Below are 21,022 nucleotides of genomic sequence, written 5' to 3'. Positions count from 1 at the left end.
TAAGGACAAAACAATGGATGCAAAAGGCATTAAACAACTTATCGACAAGCTAAATGGCCACACCGCGACCGCACTTGAGTCTGCCGCAGGGTTTGCCAGTAGTCGCAGCCACTTTGAAGTGCTACCTGAGCATTTATTAATTAAGTTGATGGAAGAAGGCAGTAGCGGTGATTTAGAGCAAATCTTTCATTTCTTTAATATCAACCAAGATGCGGTATGGCATGAATTACTGGATTTTTTAAATCGCCAACCTGCGGGTAATCAAAGCAAGCCGGTGTTTTCGCGTCGCTTATATGAATGGTTAGAGCGCGCATGGTTAAGTGCGAATGTGCAGCACAAAAGCGATTGGATCAACGGCGCAGCGCTAATTGACGCGCTAACAGAGTTATTACCTTATAGCCCTGTGTTACAGCTACCGGCACTGCTAGACAAAATTGATTCACGCTTTTTAGCTGAAAACCTTGATAAAATTTGCCAAAACTCAAGTGAACGTTTAAACCCGCAGGCAAAAACAGCGCCGCAAGCGCACAGCAGCGGGCAAAGTGAAGGGGGAGCACTTGATGAGTATTGTGAAGATTTAACCGACAAAGCCAAGCAAGGAAAAATCGATCCGGTGCTTGGGCGAAACGACGAAATCCGCATGATGGTGGATGTATTATGTCGTCGCCGTAAAAACAACCCGATTTTAGTGGGTGATCCGGGTGTTGGTAAGACAGCCGTAGTTGAAGGGTTTGCACAACGTATTATTGATGGCCAAGTTCCCGATGAATTAAAAGGCGTACGTTTATTAGTGCTCGACATGGGTTTATTGCAAGCGGGTGCGGGCGTAAAAGGTGAATTCGAACGCCGTTTAAAAACAGTTATAGATGAAGTTAAAAACTCAACCACACCGATCATTATGTTTATTGATGAAGCACACACCTTAATTGGTGCTGGTGGCGATGCGGGTATGAGTGATGCGGCTAACTTGCTCAAGCCTGCACTTGCCCGTGGTGAACTGCGCACCGTAGCAGCAACCACCTGGAGTGAATATAAAAAATACTTTGAACGTGATGCTGCATTGGAACGCCGTTTTCAATTAATCAAAGTTGATGAACCTACAGAGCAAGCAGCGCAACTGATGCTGGCGGGCTTAAAGGAAAAATACCAACAACATCATAATACCCAAATTACCGATGATGCTATTGAAGCCGCCGTCGTGTTATCAGCTCGCTATATAACTGGCCGGCAGTTACCAGATAAAGCAATTGATGTATTGGATACCGCTGCTGCTCGGGTAAGAATGTCGTTTGCAACCGATCCCGCAGCGATTGAATCAGAGCGAGAGCATATTAATTACTTGCAAACTCGGATTGCCAGTATCGCCAGTGAAAGCGAGCAAGGGCTTGCTGTTGATATGGATAAGCTATTGTATTTACAACAGGAGCTTACGACTTCACAAGAAAAACTTGCAGCATTAACCAGTGCCCGTGAGTCACAAATTGCCACTTTAAGCCAGATCAACGAATTTAAACACGCAACTAATGCAAGCGAGCAAGACAGCGCTGCTCTGCTTAGCTTACGCCAAGCCTTAAAAGAACAAAATAGCCAAGATAACGGTTTATTTAGTGAAGTGGATGCCGATGCGGTCGCGCAGATCATTTCTCAGTGGACCGGCGTGCCAGTGGGGGCGATGGTTAAAGATCAGATCAGTAATTTAATTAATTTAGAAACGGCAATTGGTCAAGAAGTGATTGGTCAGCAAGCGGGTATGGCTAAAATTGCTCAAGCATTACGGGTCAGCAAAGCGGGGATCAGTAATGAGCAAGGGCCGTTAGGGGTGTTTTTACTTGCTGGGCCTTCTGGGGTTGGTAAAACTGAAACCGCACGTTGTTTAGCTAAACAGTTATTTGGCGGCGAAAAGTTTTTAACCACTATAAACATGAGTGAATATCAAGAGTCGCATACCGTATCGCAACTCAAAGGCTCACCACCGGGGTATGTTGGCTATGGCGAAGGCGGCGTTTTAACTGAAGCGGTAAGACAGCGCCCGTACTCAGTCATTCTATTAGATGAAGTAGAAAAAGCGCACAAAGATGTACTTAACATGTTTTACCAAGTGTTTGAGCGCGGCACTATGCGTGATGGTGAAGGCCGCGAAATTGACTTTAAAAACACGGTGATCATTATGACGTCTAACTTAGGCTCAGCCGAGCTGATAGATGCGTGCACACCACCTACAGTTATTGATTTAAGCCCACAAGGTGATGAGGAAACGTCCCACGATCAACAAACCGAAAATCAACAAGCCATTAATGACGCACTAAATCCAACGGATGCACCGATTAATGAAGATGGTAGCCCATGGCAAGTGCCGTCAATTGCTGCATTAAGTGAATTAATTAAGCCGCAGTTACTACAATTTTTTGCGCCAGCTTTACTGGCACGCATGCAAGTAGTGCCCTATTTAGCGCTGGATAAAGAGGCGCTGCAAGCAATTGTTAGCCTCAAGCTAGAAGCAATTGCTAGCCGCCTTGCAACTAATCATAAAATGCAGCTGCGTGTTGATGAAAGTGTATTAAACAAATTAACTCAGCAGTGTCAGTTATCAGATAGTGGTGCACGGATGGTGAATGCCGTGATCGAACGACAAATTCTACCAGGCATTGCTAAATCTATTTTGGAATTTATGGCACAAGAAGATATGCCTGATATTTTAACGTTAACGGTTGATGAGCAAGATGAGATCACCGCAATATTTGCCGATAACGCCTAATTTAATAGGTACGAAAGGATAGAAAATGGGACTCATGGACATCTTTGGTGAACACAAAGCAAATACCAGTCATTTTAGTGTAAGTATACAAGGGTTACCCGATGGCATGGTGCAGGTAACTGATTTCACATCGGCTAATGATAGCCTATGTGAAGACTATGAATTTAATATTCAAGTATTGAGTCAGGAGCATCTAACAGCGCAATCATTACTCGGCAAAGATGCGAGTTTAAGTTTAGTGTGGTCAATGACTGATCGCACTATTTCAGGTTTGCTGAGCCGTTTTATCGCTCATGGTAAAAGTCATCAAGGCTACCATTACACGTTAGTGTTGAGCTCTTATTTAACCTTGCTTAAACATCAACATTCTAATCGTGTGTTTACGGCTATGGATCCCGCGGCCATCATTAAAAGTGTGTTTACTAAAGCGGGCTTTCCAATGCAAAAGTTTAGCATGCAAGCCAGTGGCCCCAGCCTCGACATGACTGTACAATATAATGAAACCGATTATGAGTTTGTGACGCGTTTAATGCGCAAACATGGCTTTGTTTATAGTTTTGTAGAGCAAACTGGCGCAGAGTGTACTTTTAAAGTGTGTAATAGTAGTAAAGATATAGCGAATAGCTTTGATGAGGTAAATTTAAGTTATGTGCCGCCGTCTGGACAAGTACGCACCAGCGAAACAATCTTCGCGATCAGCCGTCAAGGCCAGCTCCAGCCGCAAAGCACAACATTAAACGATTATAACTATCGTGCCCCAGGCAATTTACAAGTGTCGGCGCAAAATAGCGCGTCGCAACCAGGGTTTGGTGAAGACAGTCATTATGGTAATAACTATGCTACATCAGGCGAGGGCAGTACGCTTGCTACAACTCGCCAGCAAGCATTTGACTGTCAACGCGAGCAATTGATTATCGACAGTGATTGCAGAGCACTTAGACCTGGAATGATTTTAACTATTTATGATCATACAGATCATAATGGCCAATATTTGGTTGTGCGGGTTGATCATAAAGGCAGCCAACAAGCCGGTGTGGAATATGGTGCTAATGTCAAAGGGTTAACCTATAAAAATCAAGCGTACTTGATCCCATCGGATCAACAGTTCAAAGCACCGTTACTGCCAGAAAGACGTGTGTTTGCAACTTTTAACGCACTGATTGAGCAAGAAATTGATGATGATGGGAATTACGTTGTAAAACTGCCCTTTAATCAAGACGGTCAAGGTCAACAAAGTCGCTCCACACGCTTAATGCAGCCCTATGGCGGCAGCGGTCATGGCATGCACTTTCCGCTCACACAAGGCACTGAGGTATTAGTCTGTGGAGAAAATGGCGATTTAGACAGACCGATTATTTTAGGTGCGTTGTATAATCAAAACGCACCTAACCCAGTCACAAGCCAGAATCCAACCGAAAATAAACTCGTCACTAAAGCCGGCCATAGTTTGATAATGGATGATAAAAGTGGTGAAGAAAAGATCAGTCTCGCTAATAAAAATAACAAAAATCAGTTATTACTCGATGCCACCAATGGCGCTCATCAAGCAACACTTAAGTCTGTAGATGGTGATGTAAAAATTTCAGCCAAAGAAAACCTACAATTTGTGGCTGAAAATGATGCTACGTTTACGGTTGCTAATGACTTCACTACGCGAGTTGAAAATAATCTACAAATACAAACCCGTGAAGGCGATATTACCGTTAATTCCGCGGCGGATCTTACCCTAAAGGCCATTGCAAACACTCGCATTGAAGCAACCGATGGCAGCTTAGAACTTAAAGCCGATCAGGAACTTAAACTACAAGGGGATCAAGATGTTAGCGTTTATTCGGTTGACGGTAACTTAGCGCTGCAAGCACCTAATGGCGATATTGATATTAGTAGTGGTGCTAATCTCACGATTAAAGCCGATGGCCGAGGTTCAATTCAATTAAGCCAAGGAGGCGCCAGCATTGAGATTGATGCAGGAGGCAACTTAACTATAGACGCCACTACAATCACCTTATCAGCGAGCAACATTGCTGTGAAAGGCAGTGCAATTAGTAATAACTAAGGAATAGCGATGAGTGCACACATTCAAAGTATTTTTAAGCACGATCAACACCTTGCTACAGTGAGTGGCATAGACAGCTTTGGTCGTATTAAAGCGGTGGTGATTAACGATATTGAATACTCAATAGTGGCTCAAGGTGCCCATGTCAGCACAGCAGAGATTGGCGCAAATGTACTATTAGCGCATACCGGTCAGGGTTTTATTGTAACTGCACTATTAGCACAACCTGATCAAGCACCGGCAGCGCAGATCAATAATGCTCAAGGCCACATTGTGATTGCAGCACAGCAAAGTGTTAGCTTGCAAACAGCCAAAGGCAGCATTGAGGTATTTGCTGATGGCACTATCGTGCTTGAAGGGCAAGATATAACAGCGAATAGTGAACAAGATTTAACCTTGGCTGGTTGGCCAATTAGGCTTAATTAGCACTATGTTTGCACCTGTGTATAAAGTAAAACTGCATAAACAGCGCCTAACTACTTTGTTAAAGCATCGGCAAAAGTTGTTGCAACAAGGGGTATTTTCGCTCGCTCGTTTTAGTGTGATCGACAATCAGTTACTCAATCATTTATATACGTTGAGCGACTTGAAAAGTGATGCGCCAACGGACTATTTTGCTGGAAAAAGCTTAACTCAAGTCAGCGAACTGACATGGCAAGCATTGTGCGAGCTGGCGCTTAACAATGACGAGCATAGTGATATCTATCGCGTAGTTGCCTGTGATTTATTTTATTCGCCGGTGAGTGACATTACTGCACACTTTAATAACCTAAGAAACACCCAGCAGTTAGCTCACTTTGAGTTGTTGCAACACCATCGAGATCATTGGCAGCTAAATGGCTTAAAAGCGCTACGAACCAGTATACTTGAAGGCAAAGAACAGCCCCCTGAAGTAGTAAAAAAAATAGTTTTTTCACAACCACTTACCATTAGTGAATCACATGCTGCAATATTACATGAGGACTTTAATATAGCCTTTGCGACCCTGGTAAATAGCTATTGTGCAGGGCACGAAGATGTAAGCGATAAACTATTTAAAGTGTTTGCAAAAACCGCTGATGAACTCCAAAAAGCACAATTACTCGCGTTAGCGGGTTTACTTAATGACAGCCGTTGGTACGAGCCTTGTGCATTATTTTGCAAAGCAAACCCTGATCACTGTTTATTTGTATTAAGTCATTTTGTTTATAAACAAGCGCTGCCATTAGTGATGGATTTAATGGCAGTCGCCGTCACCCAGCAAAGTGCTTATGCCGCTTGGCTTACATTAACCGATAGACCGCTTGCCAAAGCTGAAAAAATGTCAGTCGTCAGTGATAACAGTGAAGTAAAACCGCAAAGCGGAATTAACCTTGATGATGCTGAGCACGCAAGGCAAGCCTTTGCAATGCAAAAAGGTGAGCAATTACTGATGGGAATAAGTTTTAGTAAGGCCAATAGCGTCCAAAAACTCGAAAAATTAGCAGGATCTATCGTACAACGCGTTATTGCGCCACATTTTGAACACAGTATTGCATGCGCGTTATTTCACGTTCAACAAAGTGCATCGCAGTGGCAAAGTTTGTTAAGTGAAAAAGCGGAGGGCGACCATGCTGCATAATTTTTCTCCCTGGCAAGCAAGTACTTTCAGCGGCTGGCTAGAGGATAGTACTGAAGGTCAAATTGTACTTGTTAAACAAAGTTATGAATTTAATGAGCAAGGTAAAGTAACCGCAATTGAGCCTGGCCCTGAAATTATAATTGCTGATGATTACCAAGATGAGCCCAGTAATTCGCCTCTTTATGAAGTAAACGAACAGGTTGCTTTTAAACAGGGTTTTGAAGTGTACGGTAATTGCACTGCTTATCCACCAAAAGGTAAAGACGCGCGCGTCATTGAAGTTGAGCTAGGGCTTGACTCTCCCTCTCAGCCGTTATTTAAAAAACGTTTACGCGTAACCGGAGCACGTTATTGGCGACGTTCGTTGCTTGGGCCAGTAGCTACAGATCCAGATATTATTACCCCAGTGGCACTCAATTATATGCAGGCTTTTGGTGGCAAAGAGCTAAATAACGAGAGCAACACGTTCTTAGAAAACCCAATCGGCCGTGGTTTTAAACTTAAAAATAAGCACGCGGTTGGCCAGCAGTTACCCAGTGTTGAATACGCTAACTCATTACTCAGAAAACCAAGCCACATCACACCGGTCGCAAGCTTTGCAGCAATACCAAGTCACTGGTCGCCACGAGTTGAACGCTTACCAGAAATAGACGAAACAGCCCTAATGGCGGGGGAGTACCCGTTTAAAACCGCACAACCAAAAGATTTATACAACACAGCGCCCGTTGATCAGCAAATTGATGCTGAGTTTAGCAAAGGCTGGGCATGTCAGTTAACTGGGCTTTACCCTTTGCAGCAATATGGGCAACAGCAACGTATAGAGTTGCCACACTTGCCACCTATAGTGGAAGTTGTAAATACACTCGCGCGCGAGCGGCTAAGTATGCGTTGCGATACCTTAGTGATTGACGCTGACGCCCAATGTTTTTCATTGCTTTGGCGCGGCCATATCAGTATTAAAAAAATCGGCGCAAATAGCCAGATACTGGTTGCCTCAGTGCATAATAGCGGTGAAGAAAAATAATATGGCACAACTTACTTTTGACAGTCTTTATCATATTAATGCTGCCGGCTGTACGCCAAGCAGCTTATATACAGCAGTGGCTAATAAAATGCTGTTTTCAAAGCCTAGTAAAGCATTAATTAGGTGTGATATTAGTTTAGATGCGCCGTATATTTTTGTTGAAATAGAAGAGCTTGCGCAACTTGATAGAGCAACGCGCTGCATATTAATGCTCTCGCATCTACTTGAGCAAATAGATATTGCCACCCTTAGGCAAACCGAGCGTATCAGCCAAATGCTATTTTTACTGCCAGTTGATGAACTGGCACAACCTGTTATCGCAGACGAAATACTCAATGAGCTGCTCAACGAGTATATCCTCGAACAAATCCCAGCTTATACGCAAATGGCTTATTGTGACTTAACTCAACTTAGCAACGACACGTTAGTCATTGCTGTTGATTCATGTGTTAGTTATCAGTTTGTTAGTGAGCAAGCCAAACACACCACAGTGCAAGTGCTAAATGGTCCGCCAGGGGTGATCAACGGTGAGGGCGGATACGCCTTATTAGTACATCCTCAAGGTAGCCTTAATGCACATATCTATGAAGGAGCATTGTGCACACAGCTCACACAGGCCAATTGCACTAGTCAAGATAGCTACATATTTGCAGGTGATCAATCACTTGCATGGCAAAAAAAATGGTACGCTAATACACAAAAATTGTACCAACAAGGCCAGCCGCTTATCGAGAGTGCAGAGCTTGTAACCACCTTAGGGTTTCAAGGAACTGCAAACACTTTAGCTGCACTGACCTTAGCGCAGAGCTATTTATGCAACCCCCTTACCCGTTCACTTGAGCAAGTGTTTGCTATTTTTAATGCACCTAATGAGCAGCTAGTTAAAATTTCAAGGAGTGAAAACTAATGCCTTATATTAACGCCGCAGCAGGCAAGCAAACAGGCAGTGTACAATATGATATTGACGCGCTGAGTGCTGATGTGCGCACCGGTGGCTCAGTCACATGGCGGCATAATAATCCAACCTTATTAGCCCTTAACAATAGCGCCCGCAGTAATGGCGCACTAGGCAAAGCCAACGGCATTGCTATCTTTGAAGATAAAGCCAGTGGTGACGCCGCCTTTCTAGCCGAAATTGGCCGACCCAAATACCGCGAGAAAACCCTTGGTGAAATGGTGAATATTTTTATACCTGATTACATTATTCCACCACCACAATGGGATAACCAAAAAAACGAACCTAGGCTGCCATGGAACGAGGCGCAAACCAATATGGATGTAAATAAACCCATTAGTAACGCGCAAGCATTCTTAGATTTAGTATCAACGCATTTAGGTTGGCAAGCTGGTAACCAAGAGCAGCTCACCAAAGACACTCAATCACAGGCGGCTCAAACCGCCACCGTATCAGGGCAAAATGTGCTTATAAATGGCCGCACCGCTGTTCATACTGATAGTGGCGGAAAATTAATGACCATTGACGTATGTTTAACTACCGTAGGGCCAAGTGTTGTGCCAATACCTTACCCTAACAAAGCACAAGCCAGCGATGTAACTGACGTTGCCAGCTCAGTAAAAGTAAATGGCAATGGTGCCGCTAATATAAAAAGCACCTTTTCACAAAGCTCAGGCGACTCTCCAGGTAATAAAAAAGGCATTATCAGTGGCACCAATGATGGCGAAGCCGAATTTATACTCGGCTCATTTAACGTGCTCATAGAAGGCAAACCCGCCGTACGCCAAGGCGATTTAATGATCTCTAACTCTAAAAACACCCCACCTATGCCACTGATGCAATCAGGCGGCCCCGCCCCAAGAGGGTTGAGCGTGCAAGTAAGGGATTTAAGTGCACAAAGTGAAGATCCCGCAGAGGCTGTTTATAACGTGAATGCACCATCCAGTTCTGAATTATTAGGGCAAGGTCATTTTGAAGTGTCGCAAGGCGGGCAGAAATCTTCACGCATGTTAAATCAAGGAGAGTAATGTGACGGTACAATATGTTCATAAGCCTAAAATTGCTGATGATACGCAACAGTGTGCGCTTGATTTAAAAATGCCAACTTTAGGCGGTGAAGCCTGTGTGATCCCGTATGGTCAAGCCGCGACACAAAAGCAGTCAGCCCCTAAACAAGTGGTAGAATTGCCAGATTTAGTGGCTGTCGATTTATTGGTGTTTAAAGACCCAAGCCTTGATAAAAGTAAAGCGGGTAAAGCAGAATTTATCCCAATGTTTAAAGGAAAAGATAAACTGGGAGAAGGCGAGGCTATTGGTTATTTTTATATATTCATCAATGGATATTTGTGGCGCGAAGTGGCCGCTTTACCACAAGGGGCATTAAGTGAGGTTGATTTAAGGCTATATCACGACAAAAACTTTCGCTCGTTTAATACTGCCGATGCATTTGAGTTGGTTATTCCAACGAGGGCGATAGGTTTATTATCGACAAGTACCAGTGCCGATGTGCCTGATTTACAAATTGCATTTTCGAGGGTGCAATGGTCATGGGATTATATAAACAACATGGGGGGCATGTGGCCCAGCGATGCTCGCTTTGATAAAAGCCCTCAATTATCAAAATGTGAAAATACCAATCAAGCAACGGACAATCGTGCGGCACGGATGCAATCTATCGATCTAACGGGCGCCCCAAGCTGGGCAAGTATAGAGAATATGGGGGCACCTAATAGTAAGCCGTGTATTTATGTTCATGACGTAGTGGGTATTGCGCAGTCACAAAAATTGGATGCTGACTATGAGCTACAGTTGCTCAAAGAGCATCAAGCTATTTTACAAAGCAATCCATTTTACAAATCGGCAATGCTTGCTCATCAGTTGTTTTTAAATGAAAAGCTCTGGGAAACCCAGCTTGTGATTAAGCCTATCGAAACATCATTTTCTACAGGTGGGATGATATTAGGTCAAGAGCAGGACTTTGTAAAAAGTGATGAGCAAAGTGAACAAGCGCGTGATGCTGGGCGACATTTATCCCCTAAAGAATTAGAAAAATACTTAGTCGGTTTAAATCCTGCGTGGGTGGTAAAACGGTTAGATAATTACATCGCTGCACGTAAATATTTACAAGGCTTACATGAGTTGAAATGCAGCCAATCAGATCAACCTTTTAGTAATATATGTTCAGGTAATCTCGTTCAAGCTCCCCCTAGCTGGCAAGCAATGATGTGTGACTTTACCACGCTATCGCCTTGTGGTTATCCGTTTGCATTTGAGCTTTGCCATGAGCAATTAGCAAGTTTAATGTTACCCAATACACTCATACCGGCATTTATACCCGCCTTGACGAATAAGACCGAAAAACAGCGGCTATCAAGCGAGTTAAATGAATTATTCAATAACGGCAAAGCTTATAACGAAGGGTTGGTGGGGGATGATAGCTCTTGGTTCAATATACAGTTTTGCCCAAATGATGACTTATACGGGCAAGATTTAAGTGCAGCCACCGCAGATGAAGATAAAATAGGCCAAGACTTAGGGGCGTTTGATCCACGAAAGCTACAACAAGAGGTAATAAATGCTGAACTAAAACAACCAGGGATACCGGCACTTTTTGTAGAGTCTCGATTGCTCTCGGTGATTGAGAAAATCCTCTCAGAGACACTCATGTATTGGGAGCGAATTTTTAAAGAGCGAACATTTGCAGGGCGCGAGGAAAGCTTATTTTATGCCCGAGTAGGCTCATTAGCTAAAAGCTTCGGCATATCACCGCTGCACGATATTCAACTTCATGATATGGACGCCGTGCCCAGTGATAGAATGATTATCAGTATGAGTTTTGTGCGCCACCCCCTCATTGAAAAAATCAAATCAACGAAAGGGCGAGCTGCGCTTAAAAATGCATTAGCCAGTATTGCCAAAGGTAAACCGGTTAATAATAACCAGCTGATCACCATTGCCCGTGAGCTCCATATGGACATAAACCCAGAAGGAGCGGCTCAATTTAAAACGCAAAGTGGTCAGCCATATATGCTCAAGCAAGTACGCGCAGAAGTATTGCAAATGCTCAACGAGGTTAATGATATTCAAGGTACGTTTAAAGCGGTTTCAGGTGCTGTAGGCAAAGTACTTACCGCTCCCGTAGGTGATACCCCAGCAAGTATTGTGTATGAGCATAACCGAGACCTAGCCCCCGCAGTAGCAACCCGAATGGTCTCGCCAAATAATTTTGGCAAAATGTGGTTTGAAGCAAAGCGAGGCTCATCCATTGCACTGCTCGCTTTAACAGGTATAACCGCCTATTACATTTATGCAGAATATGAAAAGGAGTTTGCAGGAAAAGATGTTGGTTATCAAACAATGAAACATATTGCGGTGATAGGTGGAGTGATAGCAGCCGCTGGCTCTGTATGGGAAAATTACTCATCAGCAGCAGGCAATAGCGCACTTACTAAAGCGCGCTTAGATAATATAGCTAAAAATATAAATAAACCCGGCAAGGAACTTGTTAAGTTTACTTATTTAAGAACCTTTGGTGGCGCTATGGGCATATTGATGTCTGGCGTGCAAATGGCTGATGCGGTCGAAATGTGGAATAAGCATGACCGAGATGCCGCAACCGTGAACATGATAGCCGGTATGATGGGCATGACATCAGCAATTTATGGTGCCATATTCGCAAGTATGGGCCCCATAGGTTGGGGGTTATTTTTAGGCAGTATAGTACTGTCTATTGTGGCGGTAAGCCTAATGGATACAGCGGCCGAAAAATGGTGTAAGTTTGGCCCATTTGCAAAAAATAAAAAAGGTATATGGCTTGGAGAGCATGGTGCTATGTATAATGATTTTTCCAACCCAGAGACTTACCATAAATTTATTATGGCCGTACTGTTTTCACCCAAAGCGGATTATACCGAAATCGCTAAAAATCAATACACAGTGGAGGTGAGTATTCCTAACTTTATTAAAGGGGAGTCAGAATTAGTACTAAAATTTGGCTATAAGCTAGAGAATGTATTAGCGCCTTATAATGTTGAGAGTAAAAATTATAATTATTCAGGCGTTACAGGCACAAAAGAATACCAACCAGTTTATGATGAAAAGGGCCAACTAATAAAAGCGCTATACACCATCAACATCACCTTTGCTAACCCAAATCAAGTGCTCAAAATAGATAAAGTAAGGCCATACCCAGAGCTAAGGTATGATAAAAACCTCACATTACCCCTCGATTTTGAGGCAATGGCAACACCAATTGCCAACCCAACTTATCCAAACCCATGGATTGTATAAAGGAGTAGTATGAGTATTTTTAAATATTTGGGTGGAGCTCTGCCTAGGAAAACAATTTTTAACCAATTTTTCGAGCAAGGTAATACACTCGACTTGCAAAAAAAATTCAGTGGCTTATGCCTGTTAGCTAAATGGTATTACACAAAAAAAACAATGACTGAGAAGAACCCTCAACGATTTCAAACCCACTCATGCGGCAATAGTCCAATTAGACTCTTATTGTTTGGTCCTATGTTTTTAGGGTTTGTTGGGAGCTGTGTTGTTGCGATCTTTTTTATTGTTTACCCTTTTTCTGAGGATAGTTTTCCATGGTGGTTTTTAAACTTAGTACTGTGCTGGAATTTACTATTTTTAAACTTATTCCCTCTTTGGGATTTGGTGTTTTCACCTAAATATGCCTATTTTGACCGCCTTACAGGTAAAGTCGGGTATACCTTTGATATCCCTGGTTGCGACGAGCGGGATGAATTTGGTAATTGTTGTTTTGATTGGCGTGATATGAAATGTGTACTGGTAAACCAAAGCACCGACCAAGGAGGCTCTCGGGCTTTTTTCCCGGTGATATCGCATAAAGATAGAGATAAATACCCAGATACAAAAATGACCATTGTTGTCACTGAACTTGCACAAAACCCTATCTATTGTTTGTTGTTTTGGGAGCGCTTAGTGCGCTTTATGGATAATACCAAGCCATTGCCCGATATTCCTGAGTACGAAGGCTACAGATACCTTGACCCAATAACCGCTGAGTTTGATAAACAAAACAATCGCCCAGAGGTGTACTGGCGTGATATGAGCTTTAAACAACAAACCGAAATTTATGATGAGCTATATGCTGAGGCATACAAAATAGATTGGTATAACGACGCCCCCCAGCCCGAAATCACCAAACCATGGCAACGCTGGACCCCTGAACCTGAAAGAAAAGAAACCTTGAATTGGAAATACAAAGCCAAACGGTTATTTCTACAGCTAACCTGCGGTATACCGTGAATACTCTATTTTAATATTTACCTTTTACCGCTCTTTAGCAATCAGAAAAGGAATTCAAACCTAGGTGGCATAAGTGCTGCCTAGGTTTACTAAGAAAGGAATAATATGAGTATATTGAAATATTTGGGTGGAACTTTGCCTAGGAAAACAATTTATAACCAATTTTTCGAGCAAGGTAATACACTCGACTTGCAAACAAAGTTTAGTGGCTTATGCTTGTTAGCTAAATGGTATTACACAAAAAAAACAACGATTGAGAAGAACCCTCAACGATTTCAAACTCACTCATGCGGCAATAGTTTAATTAGGCTACTTTTGTTTGGCCCTATGTTTTTAGGGTTTGTTGGGAGTTCGTTTTTAGGTTTATTCACTTTATGGTGGCTACCATTTGGCTCAGATAGTTACCCTTTGTGGTTCTTATACTTAGTGTTAGGCTGGAACTTACTATTTTTAAATTTATTCCCTCTTTGGGATTTGGTATTTTCACCTAAACATGCCTATTTTGACCGCCTTACAGGCAAAGTCGGTTATACCTTTGATATTCCCGGTTGTGAGGAACGGGATGAATTTGGTAATTGCTGTTTTGACTGGCGTGATATGAAATGTGTACTGGTAAACCAAAGTACCGACCAAGGAGGCTCTCGGGCTTTTTTTCCGGTGATATCGCATAAAAATAGAGATAAATACCCACAAACCAAAATGACCATAGTGGTCACTGAACTTGCACAAAACCCTATCTATTGTTTGTTGTTTTGGGAGCGCTTAGTGCGCTTTATGGATAATACCAAGCCATTACCCGATATTCCTGAGTACGAAGGCTACAGATACCTTGACCCAATCACCGCTGAGTTTGATAAACAAAACAATCGCCCAGAGGTGTACTGGCGTGATATGAGCCCAGCCCAACAAACTGAAATCTACCATGAGTTATATGATGAAGCATACAAAATAGATTGGTATAACGACGCCCCCCAGCCCGAAATCACCAAACCATGGCAACGCTGGACCCCTGAACCTGAAAGAAAAGAAACCTTAAATTGGAAATACAAAGCCAAACGGTTATATATGCAATTAACCTGCGGTATACCGTAAATACAATATTCTAAAATTATTAAGAGGGAAGTCATGAACAAGGACGAAAAGATGAACGCAACAATTAAAAGTATCCCAAGCAAATTCACGGTTGTAAACTTTACGGCTAATTATAAGGCACACTTCAACGCCAGTTTGAATGTGGCTATATGGACTGTCATAGTAGCTGCTTCTGCATTATTGACACTGTCTGCAATTTTTACGTCACTAACAGGGCCTGATTCTCTCTATATTCGAGGAGATATGTCGTTGACTCAATTTTGGCAACTATACCCAGGCCCTATTGCGACGATTGGCTTTTTATTAACTTATGGGTGTACACAGTTAGTTAGTATCAATAAGTCATATTGGGAAGTGTATTTTATTAATCATGTTGAGGTGATTTATAAAGGAGAAAAGCTAGACTTCAATGGTTATGAGCTAAGGATGTACGATAAGGATAAGTTTATTATTGCTAAAAATAACCAGCAAATTAATGATTTTATTTTTCAGCTTAACAACGCTAGTTAATTTAGGTCTATGCTATCCCAACTTTATCAATGTGGCCGAAACATTTTGAAGTTGATTGGCAAGTAAAAGTGCAATATCGGTTAGATAAAAATGTCACCTTGCCTTACGTTGATATAGATGAGCGAAACGATTGGGAAGACGGTGAAGTACCTGATAAGGCATGGATAATAAAGGAAATAGAATATGCTTGAGCAGTATGCAGAGACCGCTTACAGAGGTAAGCAAGACGCAAAATTTAGAGATGAAATAGCGACTGATGAGCGTGACTCTATGTGACGAGGAGCAGCTCGACAACTTATTGATGAGTAAACCTATCAAAAAGCTAACACCACCGGATATTTTTAAATTTCCATGGAAATATGCAGATAACATAAAAGCTGAAAGCGAGATCAAGTTCGGGAAAACCTTGTGGCAAAAATTCACATCGTTTTTTATGGTAGATCTGTAGTTAATTGCAAAATGATTTAGCTACCGTAATAGATGCCACATAACTTTGTTATCAGGTAATTAGAATTACTTTCTCCATTTGAGTGATATCTCATTATTAGGCTCTATGAAGAAAAATAAGGGAAAGTAGATATGTTAATGCGCAGATTTATGTTTTATTCAATAAGTACCCTCATTTTACTTATGACAATGCAGGCTTACGCAGATATGTTTGGTTTTTTTCAAAAGCAGGATTATGTATTATCAGCGCCAGTTAAAGGTGTTTTGTTAAGTGATGGCAAACCTCAAGCAGGAGTAGAGGTGCTGAGGTCGCTTACATATAGCAAGGAATATATTGATAAGTCTGTTACCGATCACTATGGTCGTTTTTCATTTCCAGAAAAGGTAATTAGGACGGCTAAACCAAGTAATATGTTTGATAACGAGTCCGTTCATCAACATATTTATATTGATGATGGTACGCCAGAGGGCGTAATTATATGGTATTCAATTATTTCCTTGAATCCTGATAGTCAAACGCTTGTTAAACTATTAGGCAATCTTGTGTGTGATATTGCTCAAGAGCCGCATACATACGATATACCTATTGCAGAAAATAAAGGCCAAAGTTTTACTATTTACACAACCTGTAAGCTTTGACAAATTGATTATAATTTAGTTGTTATTCAATAATACTGCACCGTTTTGTATATCACCTAAGTAATCGTCTTTATTATAAATAGGGCATTTGTCCATCGACAGGCAGCCGCAGCCTATGCAGCCATCGACTCGTTCGCGTAAGCGCTGCATAAAGGCAATGCGTTCATCAAGTTGGGCTTGCCATTGTTTAGACAAGGCTGACCAATCCTTTTTGGTGGGCGTGCGTTCGTCGGGTAAGGTGGCAAGAGTTTGCTTTATTTCTTCAAGCGTTATACCCATTGCTTGAGCCGCTTTTATAACGGCAACGCGGCGTAGCACGTCTGGTTTATATCGGCGTTGGTTACCATTATTGCGCCAGCTACGTATTAACCCTTTCGTTTCGTAAAAGTGTAGTGTTGATACCTTTACACCACTGCGCTTAGCCACAAAGCCCACTGTTAAGTTAGCCTCGATGAGTTTCTTCTGTTGAATGGTCATCGTTTTTCTTCTTGTTAAAAAAGTTTCTAAATTGCTTGTTGACCTTAAGTTAACTTGAGGTTTTAAGCTTTGCTCCATCATAAAAAAAGGAGTTAACTCAATGCAAGACAAATCAGTAAATAATACCGCAATCATTTATTCAAGTGGCCGTAAAAATGGCAATACCACCGCACAAGCTAATGCGTATAGCAAACAACAAAGTGGCATTGTTTTTTGCTTAGATGACTATGTTATTTCACCTTATCGCTATGATAAGCAATATAAAAATGATGATTTCTATAACCTGTTTGAGGTGCTATTACGTTATGAACACTGGGTGTTTGCATCCCCTGTGTATTGGTATAGTACGACACCGAAAATGAAGGCGTTTATGGATAGAATTACCGACTATATGGATGACGAAGCACTTAAGCCAAAGCTGAGAACCTTAAGACAAAAACAGTTTTCAATTCTGTCTAATGCAGCATCTGCGACTGCGCCGGATGCATTTATTGATATGTTTAAACATACATTCAATTATTTAGGGATGACTTTTAAAGCCCATTCGCATGTTCAGGCTAGTTAATTATGCTAATTAGCGTTAGGCTAAGTAAAAAAGTAAAAAGGATGATTTATGAAAACGTTACTTACTGGCTTAAGCCTACTCTTAACTAGCCTAACTTGTTTGGCAGACGAGCCAGCTCCTGTAATTAAAGACTATGGTTATTTTTATAACGTGCCAGCTCATGTCTCTGATTTGAGTCAAGCACAGTTTAAGATTGCCTTTGATGTAGGCGATGGCGCTGCAAAGGGCTCACAAAATAATCATATTAACTCGCTAGCGCGTTTTATCAATATGCATGTTGCCCATGGAGTAAAACCAGAAAACATTCAGTTGGCGTTAGTTGTACATGGTGGTGCGAGTGTTGATGTGCTTGAAAATAGCTTTTATAAAGCGCGTTTTGACAAAGATAACAAAACCCAATCTTTGATTGAGCAACTCCTTGCTAATAATACAGTTGTGTATGTGTGTGGGCAATCGGCAACTCATATGAAAGTGGCGGCTGGGCAACTAATACCTGGAGTGAAAATGGCGCTTTCAGCCATGACTGCCCATGCGCAGTTGCAGCAACAAGGTTATACATTGAATCCGTTTTAGATGAATATCCTTTGTTTTGGTGATTCTAATACCTTTGGAATTTCACCGGTTGATGGCAAACGGCTGGCTGAGGGGGAACGCTGGCCTACTTTATTAAAGCAGTTAATGAGAGAGGGTGATGAAGTTATTGAAGCAGGGCAGCCTAATCGTACTTTGGTGAATAACCCGCCGTTCAACGGAGATAAGTCTGGATTAAAATATTTAAAGCCTTATCTTGAAGAAAATCAATTGGATGTGATTATTATTCAGCTTGGTACCAATGATTTAAAAACCCGCTTTAATTTAACGCCTGAACAAATAGCGCAAGGGTTGAATAAGTTACTGCTAGAGATTACTCACTTTTATACCAATATTAGGCTACCAAAACGTATTGTTATTAGCCCGTCTAAAGTTTATGAAGTTAGCCAATATCAACGTATCTACGCTGGTGCTGAAATTAAATCGCAACAGTTAGCACCACGCTATGCTGAGATTGCAAAATTACACCAATGTCATTTTTTAGATGCTTATTCGCTAGTAAATCCATGCCCTAATGAAGGGATCCATCTAGCACCAGCTTCACATAATTTGCTTGCTGAGCACTTGGATAGCTTATTGCGTAATGAGAAAGGTTTTCTGGTTAATTGTAGCGTCGATGTTGATTAATTAATAATCCAATTTGTATTTTAATATTACTTAAAGCTGCGTATAATGCGCGGCTTATTTTTAGGTCTGTGTGGTGTTTCTTGAAGTCAATATTCAAACAATATGGTGTGGTTTTTATTTTATTAAGCTTATTAACGGGCTTAATTGGCGCATTTGTTAATCCACTTATGAGTTTGTTTATTGTTGAGGGTTTACAAAGCCCACCTATTTATTTGGGTGTATACACCACAGGGGTCACTTTGATGGGCATTCTTTTTAGTCAATGGTTAGGTGGGTTGGCTGATAAGGGGGTGAGTGCTAAAAAGATGTTTATGATCGCGGTCTCTGGCATGGGGATGGCATTAGTTGTGTTTGCCAACGCAACGTCTTTTTGGCAAGTGTTTGCAGCCGGAGTTCTCTTGCTCTCGATGGGAAACGCTGCGATACCGCAAGTTATGACCATTGCTCGCCAGTGGGCTGATCAGCAAGCACATATTGATATCACTCAGTTTAATACTCGCCTAAGAGCCGCTATTTCATTTGCCTGGGTCGCAGGCCCACCACTTGGTTACCTACTTGCGTCTGGCGTTGCTTTTAGCCGCTCATTTTATACCGCGGCGACGTTTGCATTACTGGCATTAATTTTTGCAATGAAGTTTTTGCCAAGCACTGATGCTAACGACAGAGCTAAAAAGGCTGAGCCAAATCAGCCTATCAATCTATCGTTTTGGGCTTTAGGTGCTGCTATAACCTTTGGCTCAATTGGCAATATTATGTACGCCAGTGCCTTACCGCTTTATACAATTAATGAACTGGGCTTTGCCAATAATATGCCTGGAATATTTATGGGCATGGTGGCATTAATTGAAATACCTGTAATGCTGTATACCGCAAAGCTCAGCAAACGCATCACTAAAACAACCTTACTAGGTTTTGCTTTTAGCTGTGCTATTTTGTTCTACCTTGGTGTATTTTTTGCCAACCAAGTATGGCAATTCTTCATACTGCAAGGTGTTAATGCTATTTTTTATGGCATTTTTGCGGGTATCGGTCTAACAATTTTACAAGAACAGCTGCCGTCACGGATTGGTTTTACTTCTGCTTTTTATGGTAATGCAATTAAAGTAGGGGTGATGCTTGGTACTGCCAGTACGGGTTTAATTGCACAGTGGTTTAGTTTTCGTTTTGCTACACTTGGCTCGCTTATCGCGGCAAGTCTTGCGCTGAGTTGTTTATTATTATTTAGTTATTTAAAGCGCCAAGAGAGCGAGTCGCAAGGACAATTATTAGCTCAAAATGTGATTTAAAAAAGCCGCTAGTTCACACATAGCGGCTTTGGGTATTGAGCTAATGGGTATTAATTTTAGAACTCGTAACTTACGTCACGATTTTATAATTTAGTTAAATAATTCATTAATAACAAAAGGTTGTTTTTTGTTTTTAATTTAATGAAAAAGGGTTGTTGCAAGAGATTCTTAATAGTTAGGTGTCTAGACGTTTAGCTATTTTTATTTCTTTATAAATCAATGGATTTGAATAAAAAACAGGTTGAATGTTGTAGTTGATTTAGGTATTGTAAACAAAATGTTTCAAGGACGAGATGCAATGATTCAACCAACCTCTGTATTTATTAAAACGGTTTTAAAAATGCCTGTTCGCTCGCAGTGCTATCCCTACTTAATTAAAATTCTTGATGCTTTTTTTAGCAAAGTGAAGATGGACGATAGTCTACCTCACTGTAACAATCGCAATGAGTTTGACCTTTTTTTAATTGATAGCAATGGCTGTAATTGGCAAAACTTAATTCCAGCAGATTTATTGGCATTGGCTAAAGTGAAACCAGTTATTGTGTTTAATGCGCAGTCAGATGCTATTTGTGAAAAAAACCTGTTACTTAATAATTTTAAAGGTGTTTTTTATAATAATGATTTACCCGAAGATGTATTCAAAGGGTTAATGCGGATAATCAATGATGAACTTTGGTTTAGCCGCAAGATAATATCAGCGACATTTAATGAAGTGCTGGCCATGGTAAGTCGTTTTGAGCCGCAATCTAATCACGATGCAGATAGTGAACCTGAAGCATTATCAAATCTAACTAAACGTGAAAAATCAGTGATCTACTTACTCGCACAAGGGGCGAATAATCATAGTATCGCCGAGCGTTTGAATATTAGTGATCACACCGTAAAAACCCACCTTTATAGCGCGTTTAAAAAAACTAATTCACGCAATCGCATCGAATTATCTAATTGGGCACAGCGTTATATGGCGATTAGGTTACCATTGCAGAACTAACGGAGCTGCGTTAAGCAAAAAGGTGGATGTAATTGCAATCGGTACATTTGCTGTTTAATATACTGTTTTCAACTTCAACTTTTATGGCATTAGTCACTGAGTGGCTATAAAAAATATAGAAAGA

The 21,022-nt window shown here is 41.4% G+C and carries 19 protein-coding genes; 18 read left to right on the top strand and 1 reads right to left on the bottom strand.

Features of this window, described 5'->3' with window-relative positions:
* Positions 1-13: 13 nt before the first annotated feature.
* The 13 genes from tssH (at position 14) to CWB85_RS06665 (ending at position 16,361) form a co-directional block, all read left to right on the top strand.
* Complete coding sequence (tssH, locus tag CWB85_RS06720) at positions 14-2,755, top strand: type VI secretion system ATPase TssH (RefSeq protein WP_138554474.1); 2,742 nt, start codon at positions 14-16, stop codon at positions 2,753-2,755.
* A gap of 34 nt (positions 2,756-2,789) precedes the next feature.
* A complete protein-coding gene (locus CWB85_RS06715) occupies positions 2,790-4,811 on the top strand; it encodes a type VI secretion system tip protein TssI/VgrG (protein WP_171038993.1) in 2,022 nt (673 codons plus the stop codon).
* A gap of 9 nt (positions 4,812-4,820) precedes the next feature.
* Positions 4,821-5,237: a hypothetical protein gene (locus CWB85_RS06710; protein ID WP_138554472.1), complete on the top strand. Its 417-nt coding sequence runs from the start codon at positions 4,821-4,823 to the stop codon at positions 5,235-5,237.
* 4 nt (positions 5,238-5,241) lie between these two features.
* Entirely contained in the window at positions 5,242-6,411 is a 1,170-nt protein-coding gene (locus CWB85_RS06705) for a hypothetical protein (protein ID WP_138554471.1), read from the top strand.
* A complete protein-coding gene (locus tag CWB85_RS06700) occupies positions 6,401-7,435 on the top strand; it encodes a DUF2169 family type VI secretion system accessory protein (RefSeq protein ID WP_138554470.1) in 1,035 nt (344 codons plus the stop codon). Before CWB85_RS06705 ends, CWB85_RS06700 begins: the two co-directional genes overlap by 11 nt.
* 1 nt (position 7,436) lies before the next feature.
* The gene (locus CWB85_RS06695; protein ID WP_138554469.1) at positions 7,437-8,342 is read left to right on the top strand and encodes a hypothetical protein; all 906 of its coding nucleotides are present in this window, start codon (positions 7,437-7,439) and stop codon (positions 8,340-8,342) included.
* Positions 8,342-9,418, top strand: a complete 1,077-nt coding sequence (locus CWB85_RS06690) for a DUF4150 domain-containing protein (protein ID WP_138554468.1) — start codon at positions 8,342-8,344, stop codon at positions 9,416-9,418. Before CWB85_RS06695 ends, CWB85_RS06690 begins: the two co-directional genes overlap by 1 nt.
* A 1-nt stretch (position 9,419) precedes the next feature.
* Positions 9,420-12,680 (top strand): hypothetical protein, encoded by a 3,261-nt coding sequence (locus tag CWB85_RS06685; protein ID WP_138554467.1) that lies wholly within the window; start codon positions 9,420-9,422, stop codon positions 12,678-12,680.
* A gap of 9 nt (positions 12,681-12,689) precedes the next feature.
* Entirely contained in the window at positions 12,690-13,673 is a 984-nt protein-coding gene (locus CWB85_RS06680) for a hypothetical protein (protein ID WP_138554466.1), read from the top strand.
* A gap of 105 nt (positions 13,674-13,778) precedes the next feature.
* The gene (locus CWB85_RS06675) at positions 13,779-14,765 is read left to right on the top strand and encodes a hypothetical protein (protein WP_138554465.1); all 987 of its coding nucleotides are present in this window, start codon (positions 13,779-13,781) and stop codon (positions 14,763-14,765) included.
* A gap of 51 nt (positions 14,766-14,816) precedes the next feature.
* The gene (locus CWB85_RS06670) at positions 14,817-15,275 is read left to right on the top strand and encodes a hypothetical protein (RefSeq protein WP_138554464.1); all 459 of its coding nucleotides are present in this window, start codon (positions 14,817-14,819) and stop codon (positions 15,273-15,275) included.
* A 29-nt stretch (positions 15,276-15,304) separates the two neighbouring features.
* Positions 15,305-15,466, top strand: a complete 162-nt coding sequence (locus CWB85_RS22460; RefSeq protein ID WP_171038992.1) for a hypothetical protein — start codon at positions 15,305-15,307, stop codon at positions 15,464-15,466.
* A gap of 388 nt (positions 15,467-15,854) precedes the next feature.
* Positions 15,855-16,361, top strand: a complete 507-nt coding sequence (locus tag CWB85_RS06665) for a DUF6795 domain-containing protein (RefSeq protein ID WP_016707089.1) — start codon at positions 15,855-15,857, stop codon at positions 16,359-16,361.
* A gap of 15 nt (positions 16,362-16,376) precedes the next feature.
* Here CWB85_RS06665 and soxR read toward each other — a convergent pair whose 3' ends face one another.
* A complete protein-coding gene (gene soxR / locus CWB85_RS06660; protein ID WP_138554463.1) occupies positions 16,377-16,838 on the bottom strand; it encodes a redox-sensitive transcriptional activator SoxR in 462 nt (153 codons plus the stop codon).
* A gap of 100 nt (positions 16,839-16,938) precedes the next feature.
* On the opposite strand from soxR, the gene CWB85_RS06655 reads away from it, so the two are divergent.
* From CWB85_RS06655 to CWB85_RS06635, 5 genes are all read left to right on the top strand, one after another.
* Positions 16,939-17,403, top strand: a complete 465-nt coding sequence (locus CWB85_RS06655; protein ID WP_016707087.1) for a flavodoxin family protein — start codon at positions 16,939-16,941, stop codon at positions 17,401-17,403.
* A gap of 48 nt (positions 17,404-17,451) precedes the next feature.
* Entirely contained in the window at positions 17,452-17,976 is a 525-nt protein-coding gene (locus CWB85_RS06650) for a DsrE family protein (protein ID WP_016707086.1), read from the top strand.
* Positions 17,977-18,621, top strand: coding sequence for a GDSL-type esterase/lipase family protein (locus tag CWB85_RS06645; RefSeq protein WP_138554462.1), 645 nt, complete (start codon positions 17,977-17,979; stop codon positions 18,619-18,621).
* A gap of 80 nt (positions 18,622-18,701) precedes the next feature.
* Complete coding sequence (locus tag CWB85_RS06640) at positions 18,702-19,907, top strand: sugar efflux transporter (protein WP_138554461.1); 1,206 nt, start codon at positions 18,702-18,704, stop codon at positions 19,905-19,907.
* Between the two features lie 298 nt (positions 19,908-20,205).
* Positions 20,206-20,898 (top strand): response regulator transcription factor, encoded by a 693-nt coding sequence (locus CWB85_RS06635; RefSeq protein ID WP_029216007.1) that lies wholly within the window; start codon positions 20,206-20,208, stop codon positions 20,896-20,898.
* Positions 20,899-21,022 lie beyond the last annotated feature (124 nt).

The sequence above is a fragment of the Pseudoalteromonas sp. S1727 genome, assembly GCF_005886375.1.
Lineage (GTDB): Bacteria > Pseudomonadota > Gammaproteobacteria > Enterobacterales > Alteromonadaceae > Pseudoalteromonas > Pseudoalteromonas haloplanktis.
Note: the sequence above shows the minus strand (reverse complement) of the source record. Positions and strands in the feature narration are given on the sequence as shown.

Bases quoted from the DNA above. Each gene is read 5' to 3' on its own strand.
- CWB85_RS06680 (WP_138554466.1), top strand. From the start codon at position 12,690: ATGAGTATTTTTAAATATTTGGGTGGAGCTCTGCCTAGGAAAACAATT.
- CWB85_RS06690 (WP_138554468.1), top strand. From the start codon at position 8,342: ATGCCTTATATTAACGCCGCAGCAGGCAAGCAAACAGGCAGTGTACAA.
- CWB85_RS06650 (WP_016707086.1), top strand. From the start codon at position 17,452: ATGAAAACGTTACTTACTGGCTTAAGCCTACTCTTAACTAGCCTAACT.
- CWB85_RS06655 (WP_016707087.1), top strand. From the start codon at position 16,939: ATGCAAGACAAATCAGTAAATAATACCGCAATCATTTATTCAAGTGGC.
- soxR (WP_138554463.1), bottom strand. From the start codon at position 16,838: ATGACCATTCAACAGAAGAAACTCATCGAGGCTAACTTAACAGTGGGC.
- CWB85_RS06705 (WP_138554471.1), top strand. From the start codon at position 5,242: ATGTTTGCACCTGTGTATAAAGTAAAACTGCATAAACAGCGCCTAACT.
- tssH (WP_138554474.1), top strand. From the start codon at position 14: ATGGATGCAAAAGGCATTAAACAACTTATCGACAAGCTAAATGGCCAC.
- CWB85_RS06645 (WP_138554462.1), top strand. From the start codon at position 17,977: ATGAATATCCTTTGTTTTGGTGATTCTAATACCTTTGGAATTTCACCG.
- CWB85_RS06695 (WP_138554469.1), top strand. From the start codon at position 7,437: ATGGCACAACTTACTTTTGACAGTCTTTATCATATTAATGCTGCCGGC.
- CWB85_RS06700 (WP_138554470.1), top strand. From the start codon at position 6,401: ATGCTGCATAATTTTTCTCCCTGGCAAGCAAGTACTTTCAGCGGCTGG.
- CWB85_RS06710 (WP_138554472.1), top strand. From the start codon at position 4,821: ATGAGTGCACACATTCAAAGTATTTTTAAGCACGATCAACACCTTGCT.
- CWB85_RS06665 (WP_016707089.1), top strand. From the start codon at position 15,855: ATGTTAATGCGCAGATTTATGTTTTATTCAATAAGTACCCTCATTTTA.
- CWB85_RS22460 (WP_171038992.1), top strand. From the start codon at position 15,305: ATGTGGCCGAAACATTTTGAAGTTGATTGGCAAGTAAAAGTGCAATAT.
- CWB85_RS06675 (WP_138554465.1), top strand. From the start codon at position 13,779: ATGAGTATATTGAAATATTTGGGTGGAACTTTGCCTAGGAAAACAATT.
- CWB85_RS06715 (WP_171038993.1), top strand. From the start codon at position 2,790: ATGGACATCTTTGGTGAACACAAAGCAAATACCAGTCATTTTAGTGTA.
- CWB85_RS06635 (WP_029216007.1), top strand. From the start codon at position 20,206: ATGATTCAACCAACCTCTGTATTTATTAAAACGGTTTTAAAAATGCCT.
- CWB85_RS06670 (WP_138554464.1), top strand. From the start codon at position 14,817: ATGAACGCAACAATTAAAAGTATCCCAAGCAAATTCACGGTTGTAAAC.